The organism is Polyangium jinanense (genome assembly GCF_028435365.1).
Genome location: NZ_JAGTJJ010000001.1, coordinates 984,286 through 1,006,284, shown reverse-complemented (window position 1 = coordinate 1,006,284; position 21,999 = coordinate 984,286). Strand labels below are relative to the sequence as shown.

The window sequence follows — 21,999 nt, the reverse complement described above, 5'->3', positions numbered from 1 at the left end:
TTACGATCCGGAGAACATCTCCGTCACCCAGAACGACCCATCCGCCCCGCGCGACACCGCCACCCCCACGCGGGTGAACTTCTCGAGGAGCAAATTCCCTCGGTGTGACGGGCTCGCCCAGAGCGCCCGATGCGCGTTCGGCAGCGAGCTCGCGCTCGCCACGTTTTCCCCGGCGATCGCCGCCTGGATCCCCGCCGCCTCGATGCGCTTGCGTGGATCGCCCCCGCCCACGTCGTGGCCGACGAGCCGCGTCTTCATCATCTCCTCGGAGTGCGCCCGCGCCACCTTGTCGAGCGCCGCGTCCCGCACGAGCGGCTTGCGACCTTCGGCGATACGCGCCGCGTTGATCATGCGCAGCATCGCGTCCGCGTCGTCCTTCGCGCCTGCCGCGGCCTCCTCGCCCGGCACCGCGGCTCGAACGAACTCGCTCGGCGGCTTTTGCCCGGCGTAGATCGTCGTTTCCAGCACCGGCCGCGGCCCCGTCGACACCGTCGCGAGCACCTGCACGAGCCACGCGCCCGGCTGGTCCACCGAGAACGTCGACCGGATCTTCCCGCCCGACAGCGAGCTCGGCACCGTGCGCGGCGCCGCGCGTGGCCCGAGCAGCACGACCTGCACGCCCGAGGCCGGCACGAGCATCGTCCCTTCCAGCGTGATCCACTGCCCCACGCGCGCCGTCGTCGTCACTGGCGCCATGTCCGCGAGCGCGTCGAACGTGATCACCGTCGCGACCGACGCCCCGCCTTCGCCGTCGAGCTTCGCCACCCCGCACCGGCGCGCGCCGAGCGAACGAAGGCCGTTGATCCACCCCTTGAAGCGCGTCTCCGTGTCCGCGTCGTCGAGGTTCACTCCGGAGAGCGACCACGCCTTCGGCCACACGTGCGGGTCTCCCGCGGCGCGCAGCGCGAAGGCGAGCTCATCGGCCGTCAGCGCGCTCGCCCCGTCGAGCTGGCGCCGCGCCACGATCCCCGCGACCTCCATGAGCGCGCTGTCCGCGGGCCCGCAGAGGCCGAGCAGTGGAGCCTCGCGCGAACCGGTCTTCGCGGCGGGGTGGGGGGACGAAACGGTGGGCTTCCAGGTGACGCGCAGCGCGCCGGCCTGGGCGGAGGCGACGAGCGGTAGCACGAGTGCGGCCAGGGCGGGCAGCGAGCAAACGAGCGCGTGGAGGCGGGACGGACCTCGGTGCAATCGACGCGAATGAGCGTTCATCGACGATCTCCGGGTGGGGTCAACGCGCCGCTGTGTACACCCCTTGCGCGGGGTCGGCGACGAGCGGCGTGCCGAGCATCGTGCGTTCGACGTACCGCACCATGGCCTCATGCACCTCGCGTGGCGCGCCGCGCGCCCGCTCGGGACGGTACCGGCCCAGGATCTCGGTCATGACGTACCCGCCGAGACCTTCCTCGTGGGCGACCTCGAGCAGCGCCTCCATCGCCGGATCGACCGCCGCGCCCTCCTTGGACATCCGCGCGGCGACGTACGCCCCGATCGCCGATTCCATGCAGATGAGCTCTTCCATCATCGTGAGGTGGTAGGGCACGTCCTCGGGCTGCTCGAAGATCCGCGCGCGGACCTCGGGCTCGTAGCGCATCACGGCGCGGCAGCCGGCGTAGATCCGCGCGGGATCGCCGCCCGAGGAGCCGACGTGGATCGCGCCCACGTCGTCGACGTCGAGGAAGACGCGGAAGAGGGGAAGGCGCGTGTGACGCGACGAGACCAGGCCGTTCGAGAGCCGGTCGGCGAGATCGAGCGCGCGGCGCGAGGCGGGCCAGAAGGCGATGGCCTCGGCGACCCGGCGACGCGCCTCGTCGCGATCGGTCCGTTTCTCTGCGAGCTCGGCGAGCCGGAGATGCGCCGTCGCGAGCGTCGGGTCGATACGGAGCGCCTCTTCGAACGCCTCGCGCGCTTCCTTCGGCTGGTTTTGCGCGACGAGCATTTCCCCGAGCTCCAGGGCAATCCCCGCGGCCCGCGTGAACCCGAGCGCGGCGCGGAACGCCTCGGCGGCGGCCTTCGTATCACCCGCGTCGCGCTTCGATCGGGCCGTCGCGAGCGACGCTTTCGCCTCGTCCGACAATTTTACCGCGGTCAGCGTGAGCGCGCGCTCCTTGCGAACCACCTCCGCCGTTTGCCACGGGTCCGGCTCTGCGGCCGGGGGCGGCCCGTACTGCGCCACCAGGTTCGCGAGCTCGGGCGCCGCGTTGTCGAGCGCGTACAAGCGCGGCGATTTGTCGATCACCGTGACGATCAACGTCGAGAACCGGATCGTTCTCCGTAGATCGTCGAGGCGCGCCGGGCCCGCGTACTGGAAGCGGTGCAGGTCCGGATAGACGCGCGCCGCGGGCACCTGAATCGGCGTCTCGACCGGGGCGAGCAGGGCGCGCTGCGCCGCGGAGTACGCGGGGAGCCACGCTGGCCGATCGCCGTTCACCTGCGTTTCTGCGGCCGGCGCGTCGGGGGCGGGCGTCATCGGCGCGGCGCCGGCACAGCCCATGCCGCCGAGCGCGAACGTCACGAGCGCTGCCCGAGCTACGCCACGCATGCTTCTGGTGGTAGCAAATTTCGGCGCGCCTGACACCCTCGGTGACCACGCCCCGGCTGCAAGAAAGGGGCGCGTCTCTTCGGCATTTCCGTGGTACGCTCGGTTTGCTTGGGCATCGAGGTCAATAAAGGCGCCAAGGTCGGCTTGATGACCGTCGCGCTCGCGGCTGCGGCGTACGGCGCGTATCGCTTCATCTCGCCGGATGCGGGCACCGAGAACGGTTATCGCGTCTGGGCGTACTTGCCCGACGTGACCGGCGTGGCGCCGCACTCGCGCGTGATGATCCAGGGCATCCAGGTTGGCACCGTGGATCGCATCTGGCTCGACGGCGGCAAAGCGCGCGTCGACATCAAGATGTTCCCGACGGCCCCGCTCTACGACAACGCGGCCATTGGCAAGCGCGCGACAAGCCTGATCGGCGAATACTACATCGTGCTCGCGCCCGGGACGGAAGGATATCCACGCATCCCGGATCAGGGGCAGATCACGCACTACATCGAGGAGCCCTCGATCCAGTCCTTGCAGGGGCAGGTCTCCGAGATCCTGAAGGACGTCAAGACGGTGACCGAGTCGTTGAAGGGCACCGTCGGCAGCGACACGGGCAAGGATCAGCTCGAAAAGATCCTGAAGAACCTCGCCGAGGTGACCGAGGCGCTGAACGAGACCGTCCGGGAGAACCGCACGGCGGTCCGCGACACGATCAACAACATCAACACGATCACCCAGAACTCGCAGCCGAACATCAACGCCATCCTCGACAACCTGCGGCAGGTGACGGGCGACGTCCGCAAGATGACGAGCGCCAACGGCGAGAACGGCAAGGCGGGCGAGCTCCGGAGCGCGGCGGCGCGCATCGACAAGGCGACGACCTCCCTCGAGAGCGCGCTTTCGCATGCGGACAACGTCGCGGCGCGGATCGATCGGGGCGAGGGCACGCTCGGAAAGCTCACGAAGGACGAGACGCTCATCAACGAGGTCGAGAGCGCCGTCGGCGACGTGGGCGAGCTCGTCGGCGGCATGGGCCGATTGCAGACGATCGTCGGCCTGCGGACCGATTACAACTTCCTCGCGAACACCATCAAGAGCTACGTCGAGCTGCGATTGCAGCCGTCCGAGGACAAATACTACCTCATCGAGCTCGTCAACGACCCGCGCGGCCTCACCACATTCGAGCAGATCGACGTCGACACGACGAACCCGAACGACCCGCCGCATTACCGCGAGATCCGTACGGTCACGACGAATGCCTTCCGCTTCTCGTTCCAGTTCGCCAAGCGTTTCGGCCCCTTCACGGGCCGCTTCGGCATCAAGGAGTCGACCGGCGGCATCGGCCTCGATTTGCATCTGCTCGATGATCGATTCGAGCTTCGGCAGGACCTCTTCGGCTTCGGCGAGCAGATCTCGCCGCGCTGGCGCGTCGCGCTCGCGTACGAGTTCATTCGCAAACTGTGGCTGCTCGGTGGCGTCGACGACATCCTGAATGCCGATCGCCGTGATTACTTCATCGGCCTTCAGCTCCGCTTCAACGACAAGGATCTGAAGACGATCCTGCCCTTCGCGCCGCCCGTGTTCTGAGATCGCGAAGGGTGCGGAGCCAGCGCCGCACCGTTCTCTCCGCAGGCGAGGGGCGCGGCGATCGCTCCGCAGCCGATTTTTCGCGCAAATCGCGAATTCGGAGCGGAAATGACCTCGGCACGGACCGTGCAATTCCTCCTCGCGAGCGCCGAGACAAGGCGCTGTCCCAAGGAGCCAGCCATGATGCACGTCCCCTCGTTCTTCCGCCCCCTCGCCGTCGCCCTTTGCCTCGCTTTCGCCGCCGCGCCCACGGTCGCTTTCGCGGGTGACGGCAGCGCCCCGGCCGGCGCCAAGGCCAAGGACGAGGCGGGCAAGAAGAAGCGCGTCGCCTTCCCGATCCCGGCCGATCAGTTCACGAAGCACCTGGAAAAGCGCATCGAGAAGGCACGCGGTCGCATGGAGAGCCACATGAAGGAGAAAAACCTCCCCGAGGCCGACCGCGCCGCACGCCGCAAGGCCTTCGACGCGAGCGCCACCGAGGTCCGCGCCGCCGCCAAGCGCGTCGCGCAGGACGGCACGGTCACGAAAGAGGAGGCCAAGGAGGTCCGCAAGCTCGCGAAGGGCCTCAAGCCGGGCGGCCACAAGAAGGGCCGCGACCACGGCAAGAAGCCTGGCAAGGCCGCCTGATCCGACGCTCGCGCCCCGCGCCGCTCACGCCCGCCTCGACCGGAGGCCCCTGCTGTACTACTGAACAACCGAACCCTGTTCACCCGGTCGAGGCGGCCCCGATAGCGTATCCTGCCAAACGTAGCGCCCGTTCGTCCGCTTGGAACCCCAACGGTTTTTTCTCGGTAGATCCTGCGTCGAACCTGGATCGAGAGCCCGGTTGACATGACCTGAAACTTCGTTCAGTATCCGGCCCAGGTCGCGCCTCGCCCGGACGTGCTGCTCGGGCCTGCTCGCGCGCGCCAGGGATGTCGCCATGACTCCGCCCAGCGCCAGTCATCGTGTCGTTTGCCTCGGAGTGCCCGGCGTGCCGGAGCTCGGGTGCGAAGAGACCAATGCCCGCGATATGTTTCGCCTGTTCAGCGGAGCACTCGGGCCGCCGGGGACCATCGCGACGTGTCTCGTCGGCGAGGACGCCACGAAAACGGCCGTAAAGCGCGTATTCGACGCGGCGTCGCGCGAGAGCGCGCCGTTTTTCGTGGTGTATTTCTCGGGTCGGGCCAGCGAAAAAGGGCTGCACGTCGCGGATGGGTGCATCGGCGCTGACACGCTCGCGCGTCATTTCGAGCGCGTCGCGGCGCCGTCGGTGCTGGTTGTCCTTGATCTCGTGGTCGGCGCCGTTCCCGATGAAGACGTCGTGCCGGCGTGGGTCGAAGCCTTCGCGCGCGCACGCAAAGGCCTGCGTGTGGCGGCGGCGCGCGCGACACGAATTGGCGCGGGCAGCGCGGGCGCGGGGCGGGGGCGGTTCACGGGCGCGCTGCTCGAAGCGTTGCAAACCTCCGAGGGCGATCTGGAGTTTCAGGGGGCGAAGTACATCTCGGATATGCGGGCGCTCGACCAGTCGCAGGCCATTTTGCAGCGGCGGTGGCATGCGACCCATTTGCCCGTCCGGATGGGGCCATTCGGGGAATTTCCGCTTGCGCGTTGCCAGGCTGTCGCGGGCATTGGAAAAGGCACGATTGTCGGGGTCGCGGCCGGGACGCGCCTCTCGGCGACGGTGCGTTATTCGATCGAAGGTCGCGCGTACGTGCCGACAGTGCTGCAGTACGCGCTCGAAGACACGAGCCAGGAGGTGCTCGGGGAGGGCGAGGTGATGGTGCTCCCCGACGGTCCGGTGTGCGTGGGTCGTCAGCGTATTCGCCTGCCCGCGCGCGTGCTCGCCGATCATACCGTCTGGGGGCCGACGCTCGAGCTTGGCGAGCGGGTGCACGTCCGCTGGCGCATCTCCCTGCGAGATGCTCGCGGTCGCACGCTCGATCGCAAGGTCTTCGGCCACGAATACGCCGCGCCGCCGAAGTCGTCCCGGCGTTCGCGACGCTAGTCGGCGGGGCGGCCGGGCGGCTCCGAAGCGCCGCGCCCTGTGCTACAAGCCGTCCGATGCCTCGCGCGCTCCCCAGCACGGCTCTCGTTCTGTCCCTCGTCCTCGGAGCCACCGTGGCCGCGTGTCAGGGTTGCCGTACGCCTCCGGCCGTCACCGCCGAGGAGGACGCAGCCTCCGCGCAGCCGACCCTACGCCTCTACCTCCTGAGCACGGTCGCCGGCGCGATCGAGCCGTGCGGCTGCACGAAGGATCAGCTCGGAGGCGTCGATCACCTGGCCGCGTTCCTCCGCGCGGAGTCGGCCGCGGCGCCTTCGAGCCTCGTGCTCGGCGCAGGTCCGATGCTCTTCGGCGAGCCGACGCTGCGGCCCGAGGAAGTGACGCAGCAGTCGTGGAAGGCGGAGACGCTCGCCGCGGCGGCGAAGGAGCTCGGGCTCGTGGCGTGGGCGCCCGGCTTGAACGACTGGGCGGCCGGCGGCGAGGCGCTCACGAAGTACGTCTCGACCGCGGGATCGGCGCTTCTCGCGGGCAACGTCGAGGGCGTGCCGGGCGTGACGAGCGTCGTGGTGCGCGAGGTGTCGGGCGTGAAGGTGGGGATCATCGGCGTGGCGGAGCCGCGGGATCGCGCGGGAAAACTGCCGGACGGGATCACCACGAAGCCCGCGCTCGATGCGATGAAGGCGGGGGTCTTGGAGGCGAAGAAGCAGGGCGCGCGCGTGCTCGTGGGGCTCGCGGCGATCCCGCGCGGCGATGCGCTGCGGCTGGCGGACGCGATCCCGGAGCTCGCGGTCCTCGTGCTCGGCAAGCCCCAGGAGACGGACCACAACAACGACGCGCCGAAGCCGCCGATGCGCGTGGGCTCGACGCTCGTCGTGGAAACGTCGAACCATCTACAAACGGTGGGCGTCGTGGATCTCTACGTGCGGGCGCGGGACGCGGAGGTGCTCTCGTTCGCGGACGCGAGCGGGATCGAGCGCGCCGAGGAGCTCGTCGTGCTCGCGGGCCGCATTCGCGACCTCGAGACGCGGATTCAGTCGTGGGAAAAGGGCGGCAAGGTGAAGGCCGAGGATCTCGCCGCGCGCAAGGCCGACCTCGAAAAGCTGCGCGCCGAGAAGGCGAAGCTCGAAGAGCCCATGCCTTCGCCGAAGGGCAGCTTCTTCCGGTACAAGCTCGTCGAGGTGCGCGAGAAGCTCGGCATCGAGCCGGCAATGGCGACCAAGCTCGTCGATTACTACAAGCGCGTGAACGAGCACAACCGCACGGCGTTCGCGGATCGCAAGCCCGCGGCCGCGCCGGCGGGGAAGGCGAGTTTCATCGGCATCGAGGCGTGCACGGTTTGCCATGACGAGGAGCGCAAGGTCTTCGACGGCACGGCGCACGCGAAGGCGTACGAGACGCTGGAAAAGGACTTCAAGGAGTTCAACCTCGATTGCGTGAGCTGCCACGTGACGGGCTATGACAAACCCGGTGGCTCGACGGTCACGTTCGTGGACAAACTCAAGGACGTGCAATGCGAGGAGTGCCACGGGCCGGGGTCGCTCCACGCGAAGAAACCGGACGCGAAGGGGCTCATCATCCTGAAGCCCGATCCGCAATCGTGCGTCTCGCAATGCCATCACCCGCCGCATGTCGAGAACTTCGATCCGGTGGCGAAGATGGACCTCGTGCTCGGGCCGGGGCACGGGAAGTAGGGCTTTCGCCGATGTCTGGCCCTCGCGAGGGTCGTCGCGGAGGGTGTGAGGAACGGTCTCACGGTCGGGCTGCGGGGCTGGTTTTCGGGTGGGAGCGGGGAGCTCGCGGGAGGTCTCGGGCGGGTATCCGCGGTTCCGATCCCCATTCCAGCGAGACGTGGCGTGATCGGAGGTCGCTGCTGCGCTCGTCACGCTCGTTCCTGGTAAAACGTTTTACTTGACGGAACCCCGCCCCGCCGGTACACGGCGCACGTGTCCCCCGAAGACGACAGCGTCGACTTGATCCTGCGCCACATCTCGCAGCGGTTCCCGGCCGAGCTCGCGCGTGGTCTCCTCGGCTGCGAAGGGCCTCTCACCGCCGCCGTGCTCGAGACCCAGGTCACCTCGCGCCACCGCGAGCTCGATCGCACGCTTGACGTACGCATCGACGGAGAGCGGAGGCTGCTCCACGTGGAATGGCAGACCGCGATGCCCGCCAACATGCCGTATCGGACCTACGAGTATCAAGCGCTGCTCGGCTTCGCGGTCGCGGAAGAGAACAAGAGCGGCCCGGAGCTCGTGCCGCCCATCGAGAGCATCGTCGTCCTCTTGGGCGGTCGTGAGGAGCCGTGGCCCCTCTATGGCACCTACCGGGTTTCCCCGCGGGGCGCGCCGTTTTCGGGGGTCCACTTCCGCATCGAGCCTGTCTACCAGCGGACGATCGCCGAGCTCGCCGCCTGGGGCAGCTTCTGGCTCGCGTTCGCGCCGCTCGCCGTGGACGCGGACGAACGTAGCGTCGCACGCGTGCTCGACGAGCTCCGCGCGCGCGTCCCGCCCTCGACGTTCGACGAGCTCGGCACGGCCATGGCCGTCCTTGCGGAAGCGGATCAACGCGAGCGGGGATTACGAGACGTGGTACGATCGCTGTTGCCGAGGGAGCTGGTGATGCAGAACTGGATCTACAAGGAAGGGCTGGAGGAAGGGTACGCGAAGGGTATCGAGAAGGGCATCGAGACGGGTATCGAGAAGGGCATCGAGAAGGGCATCGAGAAGGGTATCGAGAAGGGCATCGAGAAGGGCATCGAGAAGGGCATCCACGAGGGCCTCCGGCCGCTCGTTCACCTCTTCGAGCGCCGGCTCGGCCGTGCGCTGACCGAGCCCGAGCGCGCGACGTTGCTCGCGCGCATCCGCGCCGACGGCCCCGATCGGGTGGGCGACGCCGTCCTCGACCTTTCCCCGCAGGACCTCGCCGCCTGGATCGCCGCGACGAACGGCCATTGAGCGCCGCGCCCCCTCGCGCTCCCCATCCCCGCGCTGTCGCTGGCAGGTGGTCCGGTAAAACCACATCGCCCTCGCATACCGCCGCCGCGTGATCCATTGACGAGCGCGAGACCTGCGTCGACGCACGCGATCCGTCGACATGGCCGACCGAAGGGGGCCTGGCCGACGAAAATCCGGTGTCCGGCGCCGGTTTGCTTTCGCCTTCAGCCGCGCGGGGGCAGCACGACATTCATCATGACCCGCGTCGCATTGGCCTCGCCGTCTCCCGGCTGGGCGCGGATCACGACGCGGTCGCGGAAGCGGTACGTGCACTCGATCGACGAAAGCCCCGCCGCGTAGAGGCGCTCTTCGAGCTCCGGGAGTTGAAGCCTGCGCACGGGTCCGTCGAGGCCGCCGCGGGCCCAGGGCGCGCCGAGCGTCTCGACGAGGAACAAAGAGCCGCTCGGCGAGAGCATGGCCGAAAGCTCTTCGAGCGCTCGATCGAGCCACGCGATTCCGTCGCGCAACGTCCCGCCGCGCAGCTCCATGATGGGCATGAGCACGCTGCCCACCGTGACGACCGTGGCGAGCGGCGCGATCGCGAGCCCGCCTTCGCCGAGCCCCTGCGTGATCGACTTGATGCGTGTCGACCCGCGGTGGAGGGCCTCGGCGAGCGCACGTTCGGCGCGGATGATCTTCTGCACGTTCGGCTCGACCAGCGTGATCCGGCCGAGCTCGGGGTAGGCCGAGGCGACGAGGCGCGTGAGCTTGCCCGTGCCGGCGCCGACGTCGACGAGGTGATCGTCGGCGCCGAGCGGGGGGAGCGAGAGTACGAGCTCGCGGTAGTGCTCGGGTTCCCGCTCGGGCCCGGCCGTGAAGGTGGTGTCGTGCAGGTCGTACCAGTCGGGGTGCTCCCACGGGGGCATCATGCCCCGAGTTTATCGCGACGCCGCCGCCCGCGCCACGCCCGTCCGCCCGCGCGCCGGGGCCGCGCGCCGGGGCCGCGCATGCGCCTCGGGCGGGTTCGGCCGGACGTACCCTGGGTTTGCCCGCGGCAGGTTCGGACGACAAAAACACGCCCGCCGACAAACGTGGAGGTTGTCAAACCCGGCCGTGCCTTCTATAGTTTGCCCCGGAACGATGTTCGTCTGGACAACCAACGGCGCGACGCGCTGCGAGGGCTTCGACGAGACAGGCGCGCTCTTCGGCGGCCTCGGCGCGATCGTGCTCGGGGGATTTCTCGGGCTCGTCTTCTTGCCTGTGTCCTGGGGCCTCGTGGTCCTCGGTATCGTCGTCACCTTGTGCGTGGGCTGCCGGTATTCGATCCGGATTGGTACGGATGGCATTCGCCTCACGCTCTACCGGTTCTGGCTCGTTCCCGTGCACCGGCGGCATTCGTTGCTCGACGCGGACATCGACATCCATCACGACCTCGACGCGGCAGGCCCGAAGGGCCTCGTCATCCGCGAGCCGTACGCCGATCCCGGCTTCGACAACGAATCCGACGTGTTCGGGCCCCGCTTCGGTCCGCCGCGCCTTCTTCGGCTACACGCGCGGCTCGTGACCGCGCTCGAAGTTATGCGCGCGGCCGCGGCCCGTACGCCGGTGCCGCCGGAGCTGCGCAATTTCTGGCTGGGCCCGCAGATGGGCGCGTTCGACCTCGTCCGGGCCATTCGCGACCCGCGTGGGCGGCTCCGGCGGGTCCGTTCGGTCTCGCCCGTGTACGTCGGCGAGGTCGAGGTGCCGCCGGGATCCATTTTCCATTTCAATGAAGACCGCTTCCTCGATCCGCGCCGGGAGGACCGGCTGCACGAGGTGGTGCTCGGCGGTCCGATTTCGCTGCTCGGGAGGAGGGTCCGCCCGGGGGCGAGCCTCGTGTTCGCGCCCTCGGGCCGTTTGTCGAGCCTGCGCGGCGCATTCGAATCGGAGGTGGAGATCGACGGGACGTGGGTGAACGGGCGGGACGTGCTCTCCTTCAATGAAGACGGCGAGCTCATGGGATTCACGTTGGGCCGGGACGGGCGCGCGGCGGGTCGCTGTTTCCCCAAAGGGAGCCGCTTTCAATGCTGGCCGGCCGACGACGTGCTGCCCACGCGCTGGACCGTGCGCCTCGGGGGCACCTTGAAATTGCCCGACATCACGCTCCGCGCCGGCGAGTCGATCGAGCTCTCGGACGACATCAGCCGGATCACCGCCATCTGCCCGCGCCGTGACGTGAAGGCCTCCGGGCTCGTGGTGCGGGCCGGCATCGTGCCGATTCCGCTCCGCCAAGACGGGCGAATCGACGTGGCGGGTTGCTTGAAGAATGGAATCTTGCGGCCTCGCGAGGAGGCCGAGGAGCAACGAGGCTTCTGACCTCAGGCCTTCGGCATCGGCGGCGTCGGCACGAAGAACCCTTCGAATTCGTCCCAGCCTTCACGCGGGCCGGGGAAGCCGAGCACGGCGAGCGTGCGGCGCGCAGGCTCCACGACCGCGGACGGCAATTCTTCCTCGATGGGAGCGCCGCCGGGCAGCGCCTCGCAGATCTCCTCGACGAGCGTCGCCGCCTCGACCACGCGGCCGACGTCCCCCGAGAGCGAGCCGCTCCGTGTCCGGATGCCTTCCGCCGTGCGCACGAACGCGCGGAGCGTCTCCGCCGCCGAGGCGAGCGACTCCGGGCTCGCCGAGCGGACGGAGGCGAACACGCGGGGCGCCGCGAACAGGAAGAGGAGGTTCATGCACTGGGACATCGCATGCGCGACCTCGGCCGCGCGCGTGGCGCTCGCATTCATGGACAGGCATGGTACCACGGACTTTCAGCGTCGGAAAAGCCCTTCCCCACGTACAGCACGGCTACGACGTGGGAGGACCGCCGCTCCGTCCACAATGGAGAATGACCGTACGATCACTCTGCCGGCAAGGCGGAAAATCGTTTGGCGAGATTAAACGTTACGGTCCGGAGCCGGCTTTTCGGCCGGATGACGGCGCGCATATCCGAGGCGAGCGCCGAAAAAGCCGAAGACCGCGCCGAGGCCGCCGAGCAAGACGAGCAGAAGTGCCCAGGTCGGCGCGCCGGGACCCGGCGCAGGCGCAGCCGCCGCGAGCGCCCAGGCGAGGGCGGCCGCGACGAAACCGCCCACCGCGCCCTCCTTCGGCCCCGCCTTGCCGCCGAACCGACCCACGAGGAATCCGCCCGCGAGCGAGGCGATCAAAAACCCCGCGAGCTGCAAGCCGATGAACGCGAGCTGCGCGGAGAGCGGCACGACCATTTTGGCGTCCGCGGGCGCGGGGACGCCGAGCTCGGCCCGATCGACGATCCGCGCGCCGACCTTCGCCGCGATCGCCGCGAGCGGTAGCCAGACGAGGAACGTCGCGACCGCGCCGATCCCGGACCAGTGCCACGGCGGCCGATCCTCGGCGTCCGGCTCGTCCGGCGGCGGGCCCGCTTGCACGAGCGGGAGGCGTCGCTTCTTGTCGGGTGCGCTCACCTAGCTCGGCCTGCGCCAACGCGCGCGGGCCTCGTCCTGCATGCGGAGGAGCCGGCGTTGCTCCTGGATGAAGCTGCCGTAGGCGCGCGGGACGCGTGAATCCTTGGCGAGCGCGTAGAGCACGCGCAGCGCCGCCTCGGCGTCGTCGGTGGCGCGGTGCGCGTTGACGAGCTCGATGCCGAGCAGTGCGGCCATGTCGCCGAGCGCGCGGCTGCCCTCGTGCTTGTAGAGCTCGCGCGCGAACGTGAGCGGATCGATCCAGTCGACCTCGCGGCGCATCGCGGGCGGCGGGTTTTCGGGACGAACCGAGGCGCGCTCGAGCTCGGCGAGCAAGAAGCCGCGGTCGAAGACGGCGTTGTACGCGGCGGGGATCGCGCCCCCGAGTGTCGCGAGGAACTCGCCGGCGATCTCCGAGAACGCGGGCTTTCCGGCGACGTCCTCGTCGCGGATGCCGTGCACCGCGGTGGACTCGGCGGGGATCGGGCGGCCGGGGTTCACGAGCCAGCTGTGGCGCGCGACCACGTCGCCGCGGATGCCGATGACGACGGCGACCTCGACGAGCCGATCCTGCTGCGCGTTCTTGCCGGTGGTCTCGACGTCGAGGAAGGCGATCGGGTGATCGATCCACGGCGCGCTCGCGTCGAGCTCGGAGGCGACGCCGACGGCGCGCACCTTGAGCAGGTGCGCGATGCCGGGGTAGTGCCTCCCGGTCGGGAAGCAGCCGCAGGGATCGGCGACCTTCATTTCTTCGCGGGACCCGCCGCGGGCACGGCCGAACCGGCTGCGGGCACCGCGGAGCCGGCCGCGGGGATCGCGGAACCAGCCGCGGGCGCCGCCGAACCGGCCGCGGGGATCGCCGAACCTTCGGGCTTCGCGGGGGCCGGCGCTGGCTTGATGCCCGCGAGCTCGAGGTCGAGCTTGATCCACTCCTCGAGGTCTCCGTAGAGGTCCGTGAGTTTGCCGAGGTTGACCTCACGGCCGTTGATGAAGACCGTGGGCGTGCCTTCGAGGCCCACGCCGTCGGCTTGCTTCTTGTCCTTCTCGATGCGGCCGGTCGTGTCGTCCGAGACCATGTCCGCGCGGAACTTCACGGCGTCGAGCTCGAGCTTCTTCGCGTACCGTTCGAGGTCCGACTGCTCCAGCCGATCCTGGTTGTCGAATAGGAGATGGTGCATCTCCCAGAACTTGCCTTGCTTGAACGCCGCGTTCGCCGCGCGCGCGGAAATCTCGCCGTGGGGATGGCTCCCGAGCGGGTAGAACTTGTAGACGGCGCGCACCTGGCCCGGGAAACGCTTCACGAGGTCGTCGACCACCGGGTAAAACGCGCGGCACGCGGGGCACTCGAAGTCGGCCCACTCGACGATCGTCACGGGCGCGTCGGGCGGACCGAGCTCGGGCGAGCCGTCGGTCACCAGCGTCCGGACCTTCTTGGAATCGAAGCGAGCCGTGTACGCTTCCTCGCGCTCCTGCTTGCTACGCCCGGCTTGCACCTGTTTGAGCAGAAACTGTGCCGCGGGAAGACACGCCTTGCAGGGCCGGTTTTCCTGGATGCACTGGGTGATCGGGACCGGCGTCTCGGCGCAAGGGGCGAGCAGCGTCGAGACCTGCGCCGTCCACTCGCGTCGCTCCCGCGGCGTGAGCTGACCCAGCTCGACGCCCGGGATGCTCGGATCGGGCGCCGCCGAGGGAGCCGGCTTCGATTCGCTCCGGTCGGACGAACCATGACAGGCGCCGCCGCTCCCGAGAAGGGCCAAGAGGAGAGGCGACCATCGCAGTAGGGACATCGCGGCGCGAGCTTAGTCGGACCCTTCGCGGGGCGCTAGCCCCGGAGCTCCATGGGCGAACCGGGGTTTGGGGCGTAGCTCGGTTTGCCGAGCGTAGCCCCATGGGCGAACTGGGTGTAGCGTGTGCGCGTGCGGAGCGTCTGCTATCGGTTTCCCGACCCTCGGCAGTTCGAGCAGATGATCGGTTCGGCCGGGGATTCCGAGCTCGAGCTCGGTCTTCCTTCCGGCGAATCGGTGGAAGACGGCGAGTGGGTGCTCGCCATCTTCGACGTTGGTCCGGAGAGACGGGCCACGTCCGCGGCGGCGCGCGCCTCGATCGGCCCCGAGGGGCCTCTCCTCGCGTTCGAACCTCGCGACTGGCGCAGGCTTGCGGACTTCGCGGCGATCGAAGCGTTCCATCGTCCCTCGTCGCGGCCGCCGGCGCGCGCCTCGCAGCCCGAGATCGAGCTGCCCCTGAGCCTGCCGCGCTCGTGGCCGCCGCGTGCCGGTGAAGGCGCGCAGATCCTCGTCGTCGACGACGACCCCGACATCCGCGACGTCGTGAGCGCGATGCTCGAAGCCGTGGGCCTCGTCGTCACGACCCGCACGAGCGCGGAGGAAGCGCTCGAGACCGTGCAGCGCGAGCACTTCGATCTGCTCGTGCTCGACTGGAACCTGCCGAAGATGACGGGCATCGAGCTCTGCCGGATGATCCGGCGCGACCTCAACGTCGCGCTGCCCGTCTTGTTCTTGACGGCGAACGCGTCGAGCCAGGACATGGTCGAGGCGTTCGCGAGCGGCGCCGACGACTACGTGGTCAAGCCCTTCCGCGCGCCCGAGCTCGGCGCGCGCATCTTCAGCTTGCTGCGCCGGACGATAGCTCGAGGAGCGTGATCTCCGCGGGCGCGCCGACGCGCATCGGCGGACCCCAGTAGCCCGTCCCGCGGCTCACGTAGATCTGCGTCTCGCCGAGACGATCGAGCCCCGCGACGAACGGCTGCTGCAGGCGCACGAACATCGTCGCGGGGAAGATCTGCCCGCCGTGCGTGTGGCCGCTGATCTGCAGGCCCACGCCGTGCGCGGCGGCCTCGAAGATCTGGCGCGGCTGGTGCGCGAGCAGGACGAGCTCGCGGTTCGGATCACGGCCCGCCACGACCTTCGCCATGTTCGGGCCGTGCCCCTTCACGTACGAGCCGCCGGTCCAGTCGTCGACGCCCGCGAGGTCGAAGCTCGCCGCGCCTTCGCCGATCGATACGCGCTCGTTCCGAAGCACGCGCACGCCGATGCGGCCGAGCTCCTCGATCCACGCCTCGACGCCCGAGTAGTACTCGTGGTTCCCCGTGACGAAGTAGACGCCGTGCTTCGCGCGCAGATCCGCGAGCGGCGCGACGTGCTCGCGCAGCGCCTCGACCGAGCCGTCGACGAGGTCGCCCGTGATGACGACGACATCGGGATCGAGCGCGTTGACGCGGCCGACGATCTCCGCGAGCCACGCGCGCCCGATCGTCGGGCCCACGTGCACGTCCGTGAGCTGCACGATGCGCAGGCCGGAAAGCTCCTTCGGCAACCTGCCGAGCGCCACGTTCACCTTGCGCACCGCGACCTCGCCGAGCGCCTCCGCCGCGCCCGAGCCCGCGAGCCCGAACGTGATCATGCCGGCCGAACCGGCGATCGTGCGCGAGAGAAACTTGCGCCGCGCCTCGTCGAGCGGGCGCGAGACGAGCTTCGACAGCGCGTGCACCGCGGCGCGCATCGGCTCGCTCACGAGCAGCGTCGAGACGAGCAGCGCCGCCACGCCCATCCACGTGTACACGACGAACGAGACGAGCGCGCCCGCCGAGCGTGGCAGGAGCCGCACGACGAACATCGACACGGGCAGCGCGACGCCGAGCGCGACGAGCACGCGCTTGCCCCAGGTCTGCACGCGCTGATGCAGCGCCGGCGCGCGCAGCAGCCGGTGCCAGAGGTAGAAGTGGATCGCGAAGACGAGCAGGGCGAAGACGACGATGAAGATCGCGTACTGGAGGACGGAGCGCTGCACGGGCGAAAGGATGCCACGCGCGGCCGCGCGGCGCTCCGTCCGGGCCGCGCGATCACACTACTTCACACAGACGCCGATCCCGTCGGGGAAGCTGTTCGCCCCGCCCTGGCAGAACATGCCATCGGGGCAGTCGTTGCCGCCCGTGTGGCAGAGCGCGAGGCACTTCTTGAAGGCGGCCACGCAGAGGAAGCCCGCGGCGCACGGGCACGGGTCGTCGAGCCCGCTCGCGCCGGGCGCCACGCAGCTCGTCGTGCCGTCCTCACGCACGAGCGTGCACGTGAGGCCCTCGGGGCACGACGTGTCGTCGAGCAGCGTGCACTCCGTCGCGGGGATGCACACGGGGATGATGAGCGGCACCTCGCTCGTCGTGTCGTCGGCCATCGGCGCGGGCGCGCAGTAGGTGTCCTCGGGACACGCCTCGACCGCGCCGCAGCAGTACGGCCTGCACGAGCCGACGCTCGATCCGGTGAGCGCGCAGCCGAGCCCCGGCGCGCAGTCGCTCGCGCGCGTGCACGGGTCGCCGGCCTTGAACGTGCCCGGCGTCAAACACTGGGCCGACGCGCCGTTCTCGGTCGGCACGATTTGACACGCCACCTGGGGCGTGCCGTCGGGGTTCATCGCGACGCTACAGCCGAGCGCGCTCTCGCTCGACATGCACCCGCCGCCGCAGAGGTGCGTGTACGACGTGTTGCCGTCGGGCGGCGGGTTCGGCGGGGGAAAATCGATGCCGCTCGAGTTCCCGCCGCCGCCGTCGGTCGTGGTCGGCCCCGTCGCTTCGCCGCCGGCCGTGGACCCGGGGTCTTCGTCATTCACCGTCGAACGCTCGTAGGTCGAGGCGTTGAGCTGAATGTTGCACGCGACGCCGAGGACAGACGCAGCCGCGAGCGAGGAAAGCAGGCAAAGGGAGTGGAGGAAGCGCGTCGTAGAGGCCATGGCAAGGTGGGGTGCGAGCGCGGGAAGGAATGCCCGAGTTTATCACCACGCCTCATTCACGTCCCGTGCCGCAGGTCGCTCGCGCAAGGGAACGACGCGTCGGAATCCACCTCCGCCGAGAGATGCGGCGCGAACGGCTCGGCGGGTCCTTTCGAGGTGTCGAGCCTCTGGCGCACGGGGCATGACGCCCGTGTCGTGGGGCGAGGTGGAGGCACATCGTCTGAGCACCCTCCGCGCTCCCGCGGAAGGAGAGGGGAGAGCGTCAGGAAGTCGTCGGATTACTTCGCTTCGACGTCGCGCGTGACCACGTTGCCGGCGCTGTCGTAGACGCGGACGGCCACGATGTGCGCCCCGGGCGGCACGATCGAGGCGATGTCGACGTCGAAGGCCTCGGAGGGCTCGTCGAGCACGCCGTCGCTCGGGAAGAGCGGGCGCCACTCGTCGGAGCCGGCGATCGAGACCTCGATGCGGGCGATCGGGCCGAGGCCGTCGACAACCTCGCCCTTCAGCTTGCGGCCCTGCATCGCGAGGGCCTTGTAGACGGGCGGCGTGTTGTCGACGAGGACCGTGGCCGACTCGAGCGAGTGCTTCTGCACGCGGTCGGGCGGGTTCGAAAGCTCGTCCGTCGCCTCGACGAGGATGCGGTACGGGCCCTCGGGCAGGCCCGTCGTGTCCCAGTCGAGCTCGGGCCGCGTGAGCTTCTCGCCTGGCTTCTGCACGCTGCGCCAGGTGTTCTGGCCTTCGAGCCGGTACGAGACGCGGTACCGCAGGTCGTCCTGATCGGGGTTGTCGACGCGCCACGAGAGCTTGACCGAGCTCGACGGACGCGGCGACTCGCCGCCCGAGGACACGATGCCCATCTTGCCGCTCTTGCTGCCGCTGTTCTTCGCCGTCGCGTCGATCGAGGTGATCACCGCGCGCGCGTTGTCGGTGACGAAGTACAGCGTGACCTCGCGCAGCACCGCCTTCGGGTCGCGGCTCCATCGCGCGCGGATCTGCACGTAGCGGCCCGGCGGACTCTGCACGTCGCCGGGCGCGCCGAGGCCCGCCGACCACGCGCTCCACGTCGCGTCCGGTGTCTCGGTGTTGCCGCTGCGCGTGGAGAGCTCGAGCTGGCCCTCCGAGCGCCACGCGAGACGACCGAACGTCGCGCGCAGGCCCGCGTCGAGCACCTTGCTCGTCCACACCGCGTCGGCGCCGCCCGTACCCTTGATCTCGCGGAACACCACGGGGTCGGTCGTCGCGAGGAAACGCTGCTTGCCGCTCACCACGACGGCGCCGATCTGGCGCTCGTCCGTGTCGGCGACGAGGCTCGCGACGTGCGCCTCGTCGACCGTGTAGAGCCGTCCCTCGGCGCCCGTGCCCACGTACGGCGCGCCCGTGTCGTCGATCGCGAGCGACACGTAGTGCGCCTCGTTGTCCGTGAGGAGCTGCTCGGCGATGCCGTCCTTGCCGAAGCGGTAGAGCATGCCCTTGCCGGGCTTCGAGGGCCGCGTCGACTGCGGTCCGGCCGGGCCTCCGCGGTTGCGCTTCGGCGGCGCGAAGCTCTCGCCCATCTTGTTCGCCACCACGAACATCGAGCCGTTCTTGCCGAACGCGATCGCCTTCACCTCGTCGGCGTCGAAGTCGTACGCGACCGTCGCGCGGCCCGGGCCCGTGATCTTGTAGAGCAAGCCCTTGCCGTTCGAGCCCGCGTAGAGCGTGCCGTCCTCGGCGACCGCGAGCGAGACGATGTGCGCCTCGTCGCTGTCGAAATGCACCTGCGACTTGCCCGCCTGATCGACGCGGAAGACCTTCCCCTCGGGCCCCGTCGCCGCGTAGAGCGACTTCGACTTCGCGTCGAACGCGAGCGCCCAGACGTCCTCCGCGCCCGGCAGATCGCCGAACGCCGCCGCGGGGCCGCCATTGCCGCCGCCCGCGGGCAAACGATAAAGCTTGCCCTCGGGGAACGTCCCCGCGATGACGTCGCCGTTCCACGCGACGACCAGCGCGCTCACGGCCATTGCGCCCGTCGTCGCGACGAGCGTGGCCTTGCCGCCCGAGACCTTGAAGATCTTGCCGTCGCTGCCGGTGCCGAGCAGCACCGAGCCGTCGGGCAGCACGACTGAGCTCCACACGCTGCTCGCGTCCTGCACGGGGAGCGATCCGAGCGTGAGGCCTGCGCGCACGTTGCCGTTCGAGTCGACGCTGACGCCGGTCAGATCGCCGCCCTTGAGCTCGTCGATCGTGTCGAGCTGGAAGGTGCGGGTACCGACGGCGGAGGCCGTCTTCGCGGGAATGACGGCGGCAGCGAGGACGAGCGCGCCGATGCCGAGGCGCGCGAGCTTTCCGGGAGAGAGTGTCATGCGTGGGCTTTCTTCAGGCGGCGAGGGTAATGGGCTCTTGCGGGGAGAGGGATTGGGGGGTGAGGGGCGTTCACCGGAGGACGTTGCGAACCTTCACGCGCACGGTGTCGCGACCGACCATGAACTGCTTGAGCGGCACGGCAGACTGCACCTGCGCGACGAAGGTCTCGGGCGTATCGGAATCGACGCTCGAACGGAGCGTGTCGATCGCGCCGGCGGGCAGGCGCGAGGCGATCTTGCCCTTGTAGGACGCGCCGTTCTCGCGCAGCCGGAACGAGGCCACGACGCTCTCCGGATCGAAGGTCTGGTTCGGCAGGTTCGCCACGAGCTGCGCCACGGTCTCGGGCGAGGGCAGCGGGCGCTCGACCTCGTAGCCGGGGGCGAGCTCGATCTCGACCTCGCGGCCCGCGAGTTCCGTGGGCACGTCGACCTCGATGATCTTCGTCTCGGTCTTGCCCTGGAAGCGCTGCAGCTCGAGCTGGATGTGCACCTTCGCGCCCGCGTCGATCTCGGGCTCTAGGATCTTCGCGCCACGCAAGGTCACGACCTCGCGCTCGTAAGAGACCTTGACCTCGGTGTCGATGCCTTCGATCGAGATCGGCTCCCAGGGGTTGTTCAAGAGCGAGCCGACCGCGCGCACGAGGCGGCCACGCACGAAGTCCTCGGCGCCCGGGGGATTGCCATTGCCGGCGCCGAAGTCCGTGAGCGTGATCGTGCCCCACCGGCCGATCTTCAGCTTGCTCGTGGCGCGGTAGGTGAGGTCGTTGCGCTCGGAGGCCGAGGTCTCGAACGCGTTGCCGATCGCCATCGCGACGAACGTCGGCGAGAGGAACTGATCCTGCGCGACCTCCAGGTTCCACGTCGGGTGCGGGACGCCGCCGGGCGCGGTGATCGTGACCTTCATCGGGAAGATGGGCGCCTTGACGGACGAGTCGACGACGATGGCGGCTTGTCGATCGTTCACGAGCGCGCCGACGGAGCGCACGGCCTCGCCAATTTTGAAACTGCGGTTCTGGCTCGCCATGATCCAGTGCACGCGCGCGACGGCCGTGGGCAGGGCCTCGATGCCGCCGCCGAGCATGGGGTGACCGAAGGCGACGAGCTTGTCGCCGCTCACGCGCGTGACCGTGCCGAGGCCCATCGCGGAGATGTCGCCGCGGATCATCTCGACGCCGATTGCGCCGCCGTCGACGAACTTCGTGGGCGCGTCGGGCGGCGGCTTCGTCGACGTCCCGCCGCCGGCCTGGAGCGGCTCCATGCCCATCGGGCCGAGCAGGTTCTGCGCGATCTTGAGCGACGTCCCCGAAAGCCCGCCGAGCATGATGGGCGTCGAGGCGCGGGCGAGCGCGCTGCCCTCGGGCGGCGCGAGCAGGCTCGCGGCGCGCGACGCGAGCTGTGTCGCGTGTCCTTGGAGGTCATAACTTTCGGGCGTGCCGTGGAACAACCGGGCGTGCTTGTCGCGCTTCGGCCTGCCGTCGTCGTCGACGGAGGGCAGGGGGCCCTTGCCGGGAATGGGCATGATTGCCTTCGGCATGGGGCGCGCGAGCTCGTCGAGCATTGACTTGATGGGCGTGACGCCGGCGATGGGCTCGACGCCGAAGAGCCAGCCGTAGGCGTAGGCGCCGATCATCTTGCCGTTGAGATAGATGGGGCTCCCGCTCATGCCGCCGACGGTGCGGGCGACGTCGAGGCGCGGGTGGTTCGGCGTCTTGATCAGGATGAGATCCTGGTTGGGCCGGAAATTCTTGAGGGTGGAGATGACCTCGACGTCGAAGCGCTCGGGGTTCGTCCCGGAGAAGACGGTGAGGCCGTAGCCCTTCATGCCGGGTTTGACCTCGGAGAGGGGCAACGTATCGGGCGGGTCCGTGACAGCCTCGGCGACGCCGACGCCCACGAGGGCGCTCGTGATCACGCCGAGGGCGAGGCCCGCGGGCACGACGCGAGATCCGGGGAGGCGGTCGAGGAACGAAGATCGAGGAGAGGCGGGGAGATCTGTGTCGCGGACGGGGATGGGGCTTCTCGGCACGCGCAGAGCTTAGCGTGAAAATGGAGCGGGGACAGAGCCGCGAGCGTGGATCGATCGTGGTGATCGCGCCGGGTTCGTGGGAAAGGGCGCCTTGGGTCCGCGAAGTCGAGGCGAGTCGCCTCCGCCCGCGCTACGCTCGCCGCGTGTCCGGCAAGGACGTTGCCGTCGTCGCCCTCCTGATCCTGGGGTTCGCCTCGTTCGTGACCACGCACGTGTGGCTCGCGGCGAGGCTGATTCTCCGCGGCTCGTCACGTCTGCGCGGCGCGCTCGCGTTCTTCGTGCCGCCGCTCGCGCCGATCTGGGGATATCGGCAAGGCTTCCGAAAAGGGGCCGTGTTGTGGGTGGCCGCGCTCCTCACGTACGTGGCGGCGCGTGTCGTTGCGCAGTTCGCGTGAG

The 21,999-nt window shown here is 69.4% G+C and carries 19 protein-coding genes; 8 read left to right on the top strand and 11 right to left on the bottom strand.

What is annotated here, in order from left to right; all coding sequences use genetic code 11:
• Both KEG57_RS04165 and KEG57_RS04160 read right to left on the bottom strand, forming a co-directional pair.
• Positions 1-1,209: a CAP domain-containing protein gene (locus tag KEG57_RS04165; RefSeq protein WP_272417883.1), complete on the bottom strand. Its 1,209-nt coding sequence runs from the start codon at positions 1,207-1,209 to the stop codon at positions 1-3.
• Between the two features lie 19 nt (positions 1,210-1,228).
• Positions 1,229-2,539, bottom strand: a complete 1,311-nt coding sequence (locus KEG57_RS04160; protein WP_272417884.1) for a tetratricopeptide repeat protein — start codon at positions 2,537-2,539, stop codon at positions 1,229-1,231.
• Positions 2,540-2,629: 90 nt separating this feature from the next.
• Between KEG57_RS04160 and KEG57_RS04155 the strand changes: the two genes are divergently transcribed.
• From KEG57_RS04155 to KEG57_RS04135, 5 genes are all read left to right on the top strand, one after another.
• Positions 2,630-4,114, top strand: a complete 1,485-nt coding sequence (locus tag KEG57_RS04155) for an MlaD family protein (RefSeq protein WP_272417885.1) — start codon at positions 2,630-2,632, stop codon at positions 4,112-4,114.
• 180 nt (positions 4,115-4,294) lie between these two features.
• Positions 4,295-4,741 carry a hypothetical protein gene (locus KEG57_RS04150; RefSeq protein ID WP_272417886.1) on the top strand — a complete coding sequence of 149 codons (447 nt, stop codon included), beginning with the start codon at positions 4,295-4,297 and terminating at the stop codon, positions 4,739-4,741.
• A 295-nt stretch (positions 4,742-5,036) separates the two neighbouring features.
• Positions 5,037-6,101 (top strand): hypothetical protein, encoded by a 1,065-nt coding sequence (locus KEG57_RS04145; protein WP_272417887.1) that lies wholly within the window; start codon positions 5,037-5,039, stop codon positions 6,099-6,101.
• A gap of 56 nt (positions 6,102-6,157) precedes the next feature.
• Positions 6,158-7,789 carry a multiheme c-type cytochrome gene (locus KEG57_RS04140; protein ID WP_272417888.1) on the top strand — a complete coding sequence of 544 codons (1,632 nt, stop codon included), beginning with the start codon at positions 6,158-6,160 and terminating at the stop codon, positions 7,787-7,789.
• A 252-nt stretch (positions 7,790-8,041) separates the two neighbouring features.
• Positions 8,042-9,049 (top strand): FliH/SctL family protein, encoded by a 1,008-nt coding sequence (locus KEG57_RS04135; RefSeq protein WP_272417889.1) that lies wholly within the window; start codon positions 8,042-8,044, stop codon positions 9,047-9,049.
• A 203-nt stretch (positions 9,050-9,252) separates the two neighbouring features.
• Here the strand turns inward: KEG57_RS04135 and KEG57_RS04130 are convergent, their stop codons facing one another.
• Positions 9,253-9,957: a small ribosomal subunit Rsm22 family protein gene (locus KEG57_RS04130; protein ID WP_272417890.1), complete on the bottom strand. Its 705-nt coding sequence runs from the start codon at positions 9,955-9,957 to the stop codon at positions 9,253-9,255.
• Between the two features lie 211 nt (positions 9,958-10,168).
• Here KEG57_RS04130 and KEG57_RS04125 point away from each other — a divergent pair, with 211 nt between their 5' ends.
• Positions 10,169-11,383, top strand: a complete 1,215-nt coding sequence (locus KEG57_RS04125; RefSeq protein WP_272417891.1) for a hypothetical protein — start codon at positions 10,169-10,171, stop codon at positions 11,381-11,383.
• 2 nt (positions 11,384-11,385) lie between these two features.
• On the opposite strand, the gene KEG57_RS04120 is transcribed toward KEG57_RS04125, so the two are convergent.
• The 4 genes from KEG57_RS04120 to KEG57_RS04105 all read right to left on the bottom strand — a co-directional run bounded on the left by KEG57_RS04120 (position 11,386) and on the right by KEG57_RS04105 (position 14,279).
• Positions 11,386-11,799, bottom strand: coding sequence for a hypothetical protein (locus tag KEG57_RS04120; protein WP_272417892.1), 414 nt, complete (start codon positions 11,797-11,799; stop codon positions 11,386-11,388).
• Between the two features lie 150 nt (positions 11,800-11,949).
• Entirely contained in the window at positions 11,950-12,495 is a 546-nt protein-coding gene (locus tag KEG57_RS04115) for a hypothetical protein (protein ID WP_272417893.1), read from the bottom strand.
• Positions 12,496-13,239 (bottom strand): 3'-5' exonuclease, encoded by a 744-nt coding sequence (locus KEG57_RS04110; RefSeq protein WP_272417894.1) that lies wholly within the window; start codon positions 13,237-13,239, stop codon positions 12,496-12,498.
• Positions 13,236-14,279 (bottom strand): DsbA family protein, encoded by a 1,044-nt coding sequence (locus KEG57_RS04105; RefSeq protein WP_272417895.1) that lies wholly within the window; start codon positions 14,277-14,279, stop codon positions 13,236-13,238. Before KEG57_RS04105 ends, KEG57_RS04110 begins: the two co-directional genes overlap by 4 nt.
• Positions 14,280-14,408: 129 nt before the next feature.
• Here KEG57_RS04105 and KEG57_RS04100 point away from each other — a divergent pair, with 129 nt between their 5' ends.
• Positions 14,409-15,152: a response regulator transcription factor gene (locus KEG57_RS04100; protein ID WP_272417896.1), complete on the top strand. Its 744-nt coding sequence runs from the start codon at positions 14,409-14,411 to the stop codon at positions 15,150-15,152.
• Here the strand turns inward: KEG57_RS04100 and KEG57_RS04095 are convergent.
• The 4 genes from KEG57_RS04095 to KEG57_RS04080 all read right to left on the bottom strand — a co-directional run bounded on the left by KEG57_RS04095 (position 15,115) and on the right by KEG57_RS04080 (position 21,513).
• Positions 15,115-16,299 (bottom strand): metallophosphoesterase, encoded by a 1,185-nt coding sequence (locus tag KEG57_RS04095; protein WP_272417897.1) that lies wholly within the window; start codon positions 16,297-16,299, stop codon positions 15,115-15,117. The genes KEG57_RS04100 and KEG57_RS04095 overlap by 38 nt on opposite strands.
• Positions 16,300-16,356: 57 nt before the next feature.
• Positions 16,357-17,232, bottom strand: a complete 876-nt coding sequence (locus tag KEG57_RS04090) for a hypothetical protein (RefSeq protein WP_272417898.1) — start codon at positions 17,230-17,232, stop codon at positions 16,357-16,359.
• A gap of 278 nt (positions 17,233-17,510) precedes the next feature.
• Positions 17,511-19,577 (bottom strand): hypothetical protein, encoded by a 2,067-nt coding sequence (locus KEG57_RS04085; RefSeq protein ID WP_272417899.1) that lies wholly within the window; start codon positions 19,575-19,577, stop codon positions 17,511-17,513.
• 70 nt (positions 19,578-19,647) lie between these two features.
• Positions 19,648-21,513, bottom strand: a complete 1,866-nt coding sequence (locus tag KEG57_RS04080; RefSeq protein ID WP_272417900.1) for a SpoIVB peptidase S55 domain-containing protein — start codon at positions 21,511-21,513, stop codon at positions 19,648-19,650.
• Between the two features lie 233 nt (positions 21,514-21,746).
• Here KEG57_RS04080 and KEG57_RS04075 point away from each other — a divergent pair, with 233 nt between their 5' ends.
• A complete protein-coding gene (locus tag KEG57_RS04075) occupies positions 21,747-21,998 on the top strand; it encodes a hypothetical protein (RefSeq protein WP_272417901.1) in 252 nt (83 codons plus the stop codon).
• Position 21,999 lies beyond the last annotated feature (1 nt).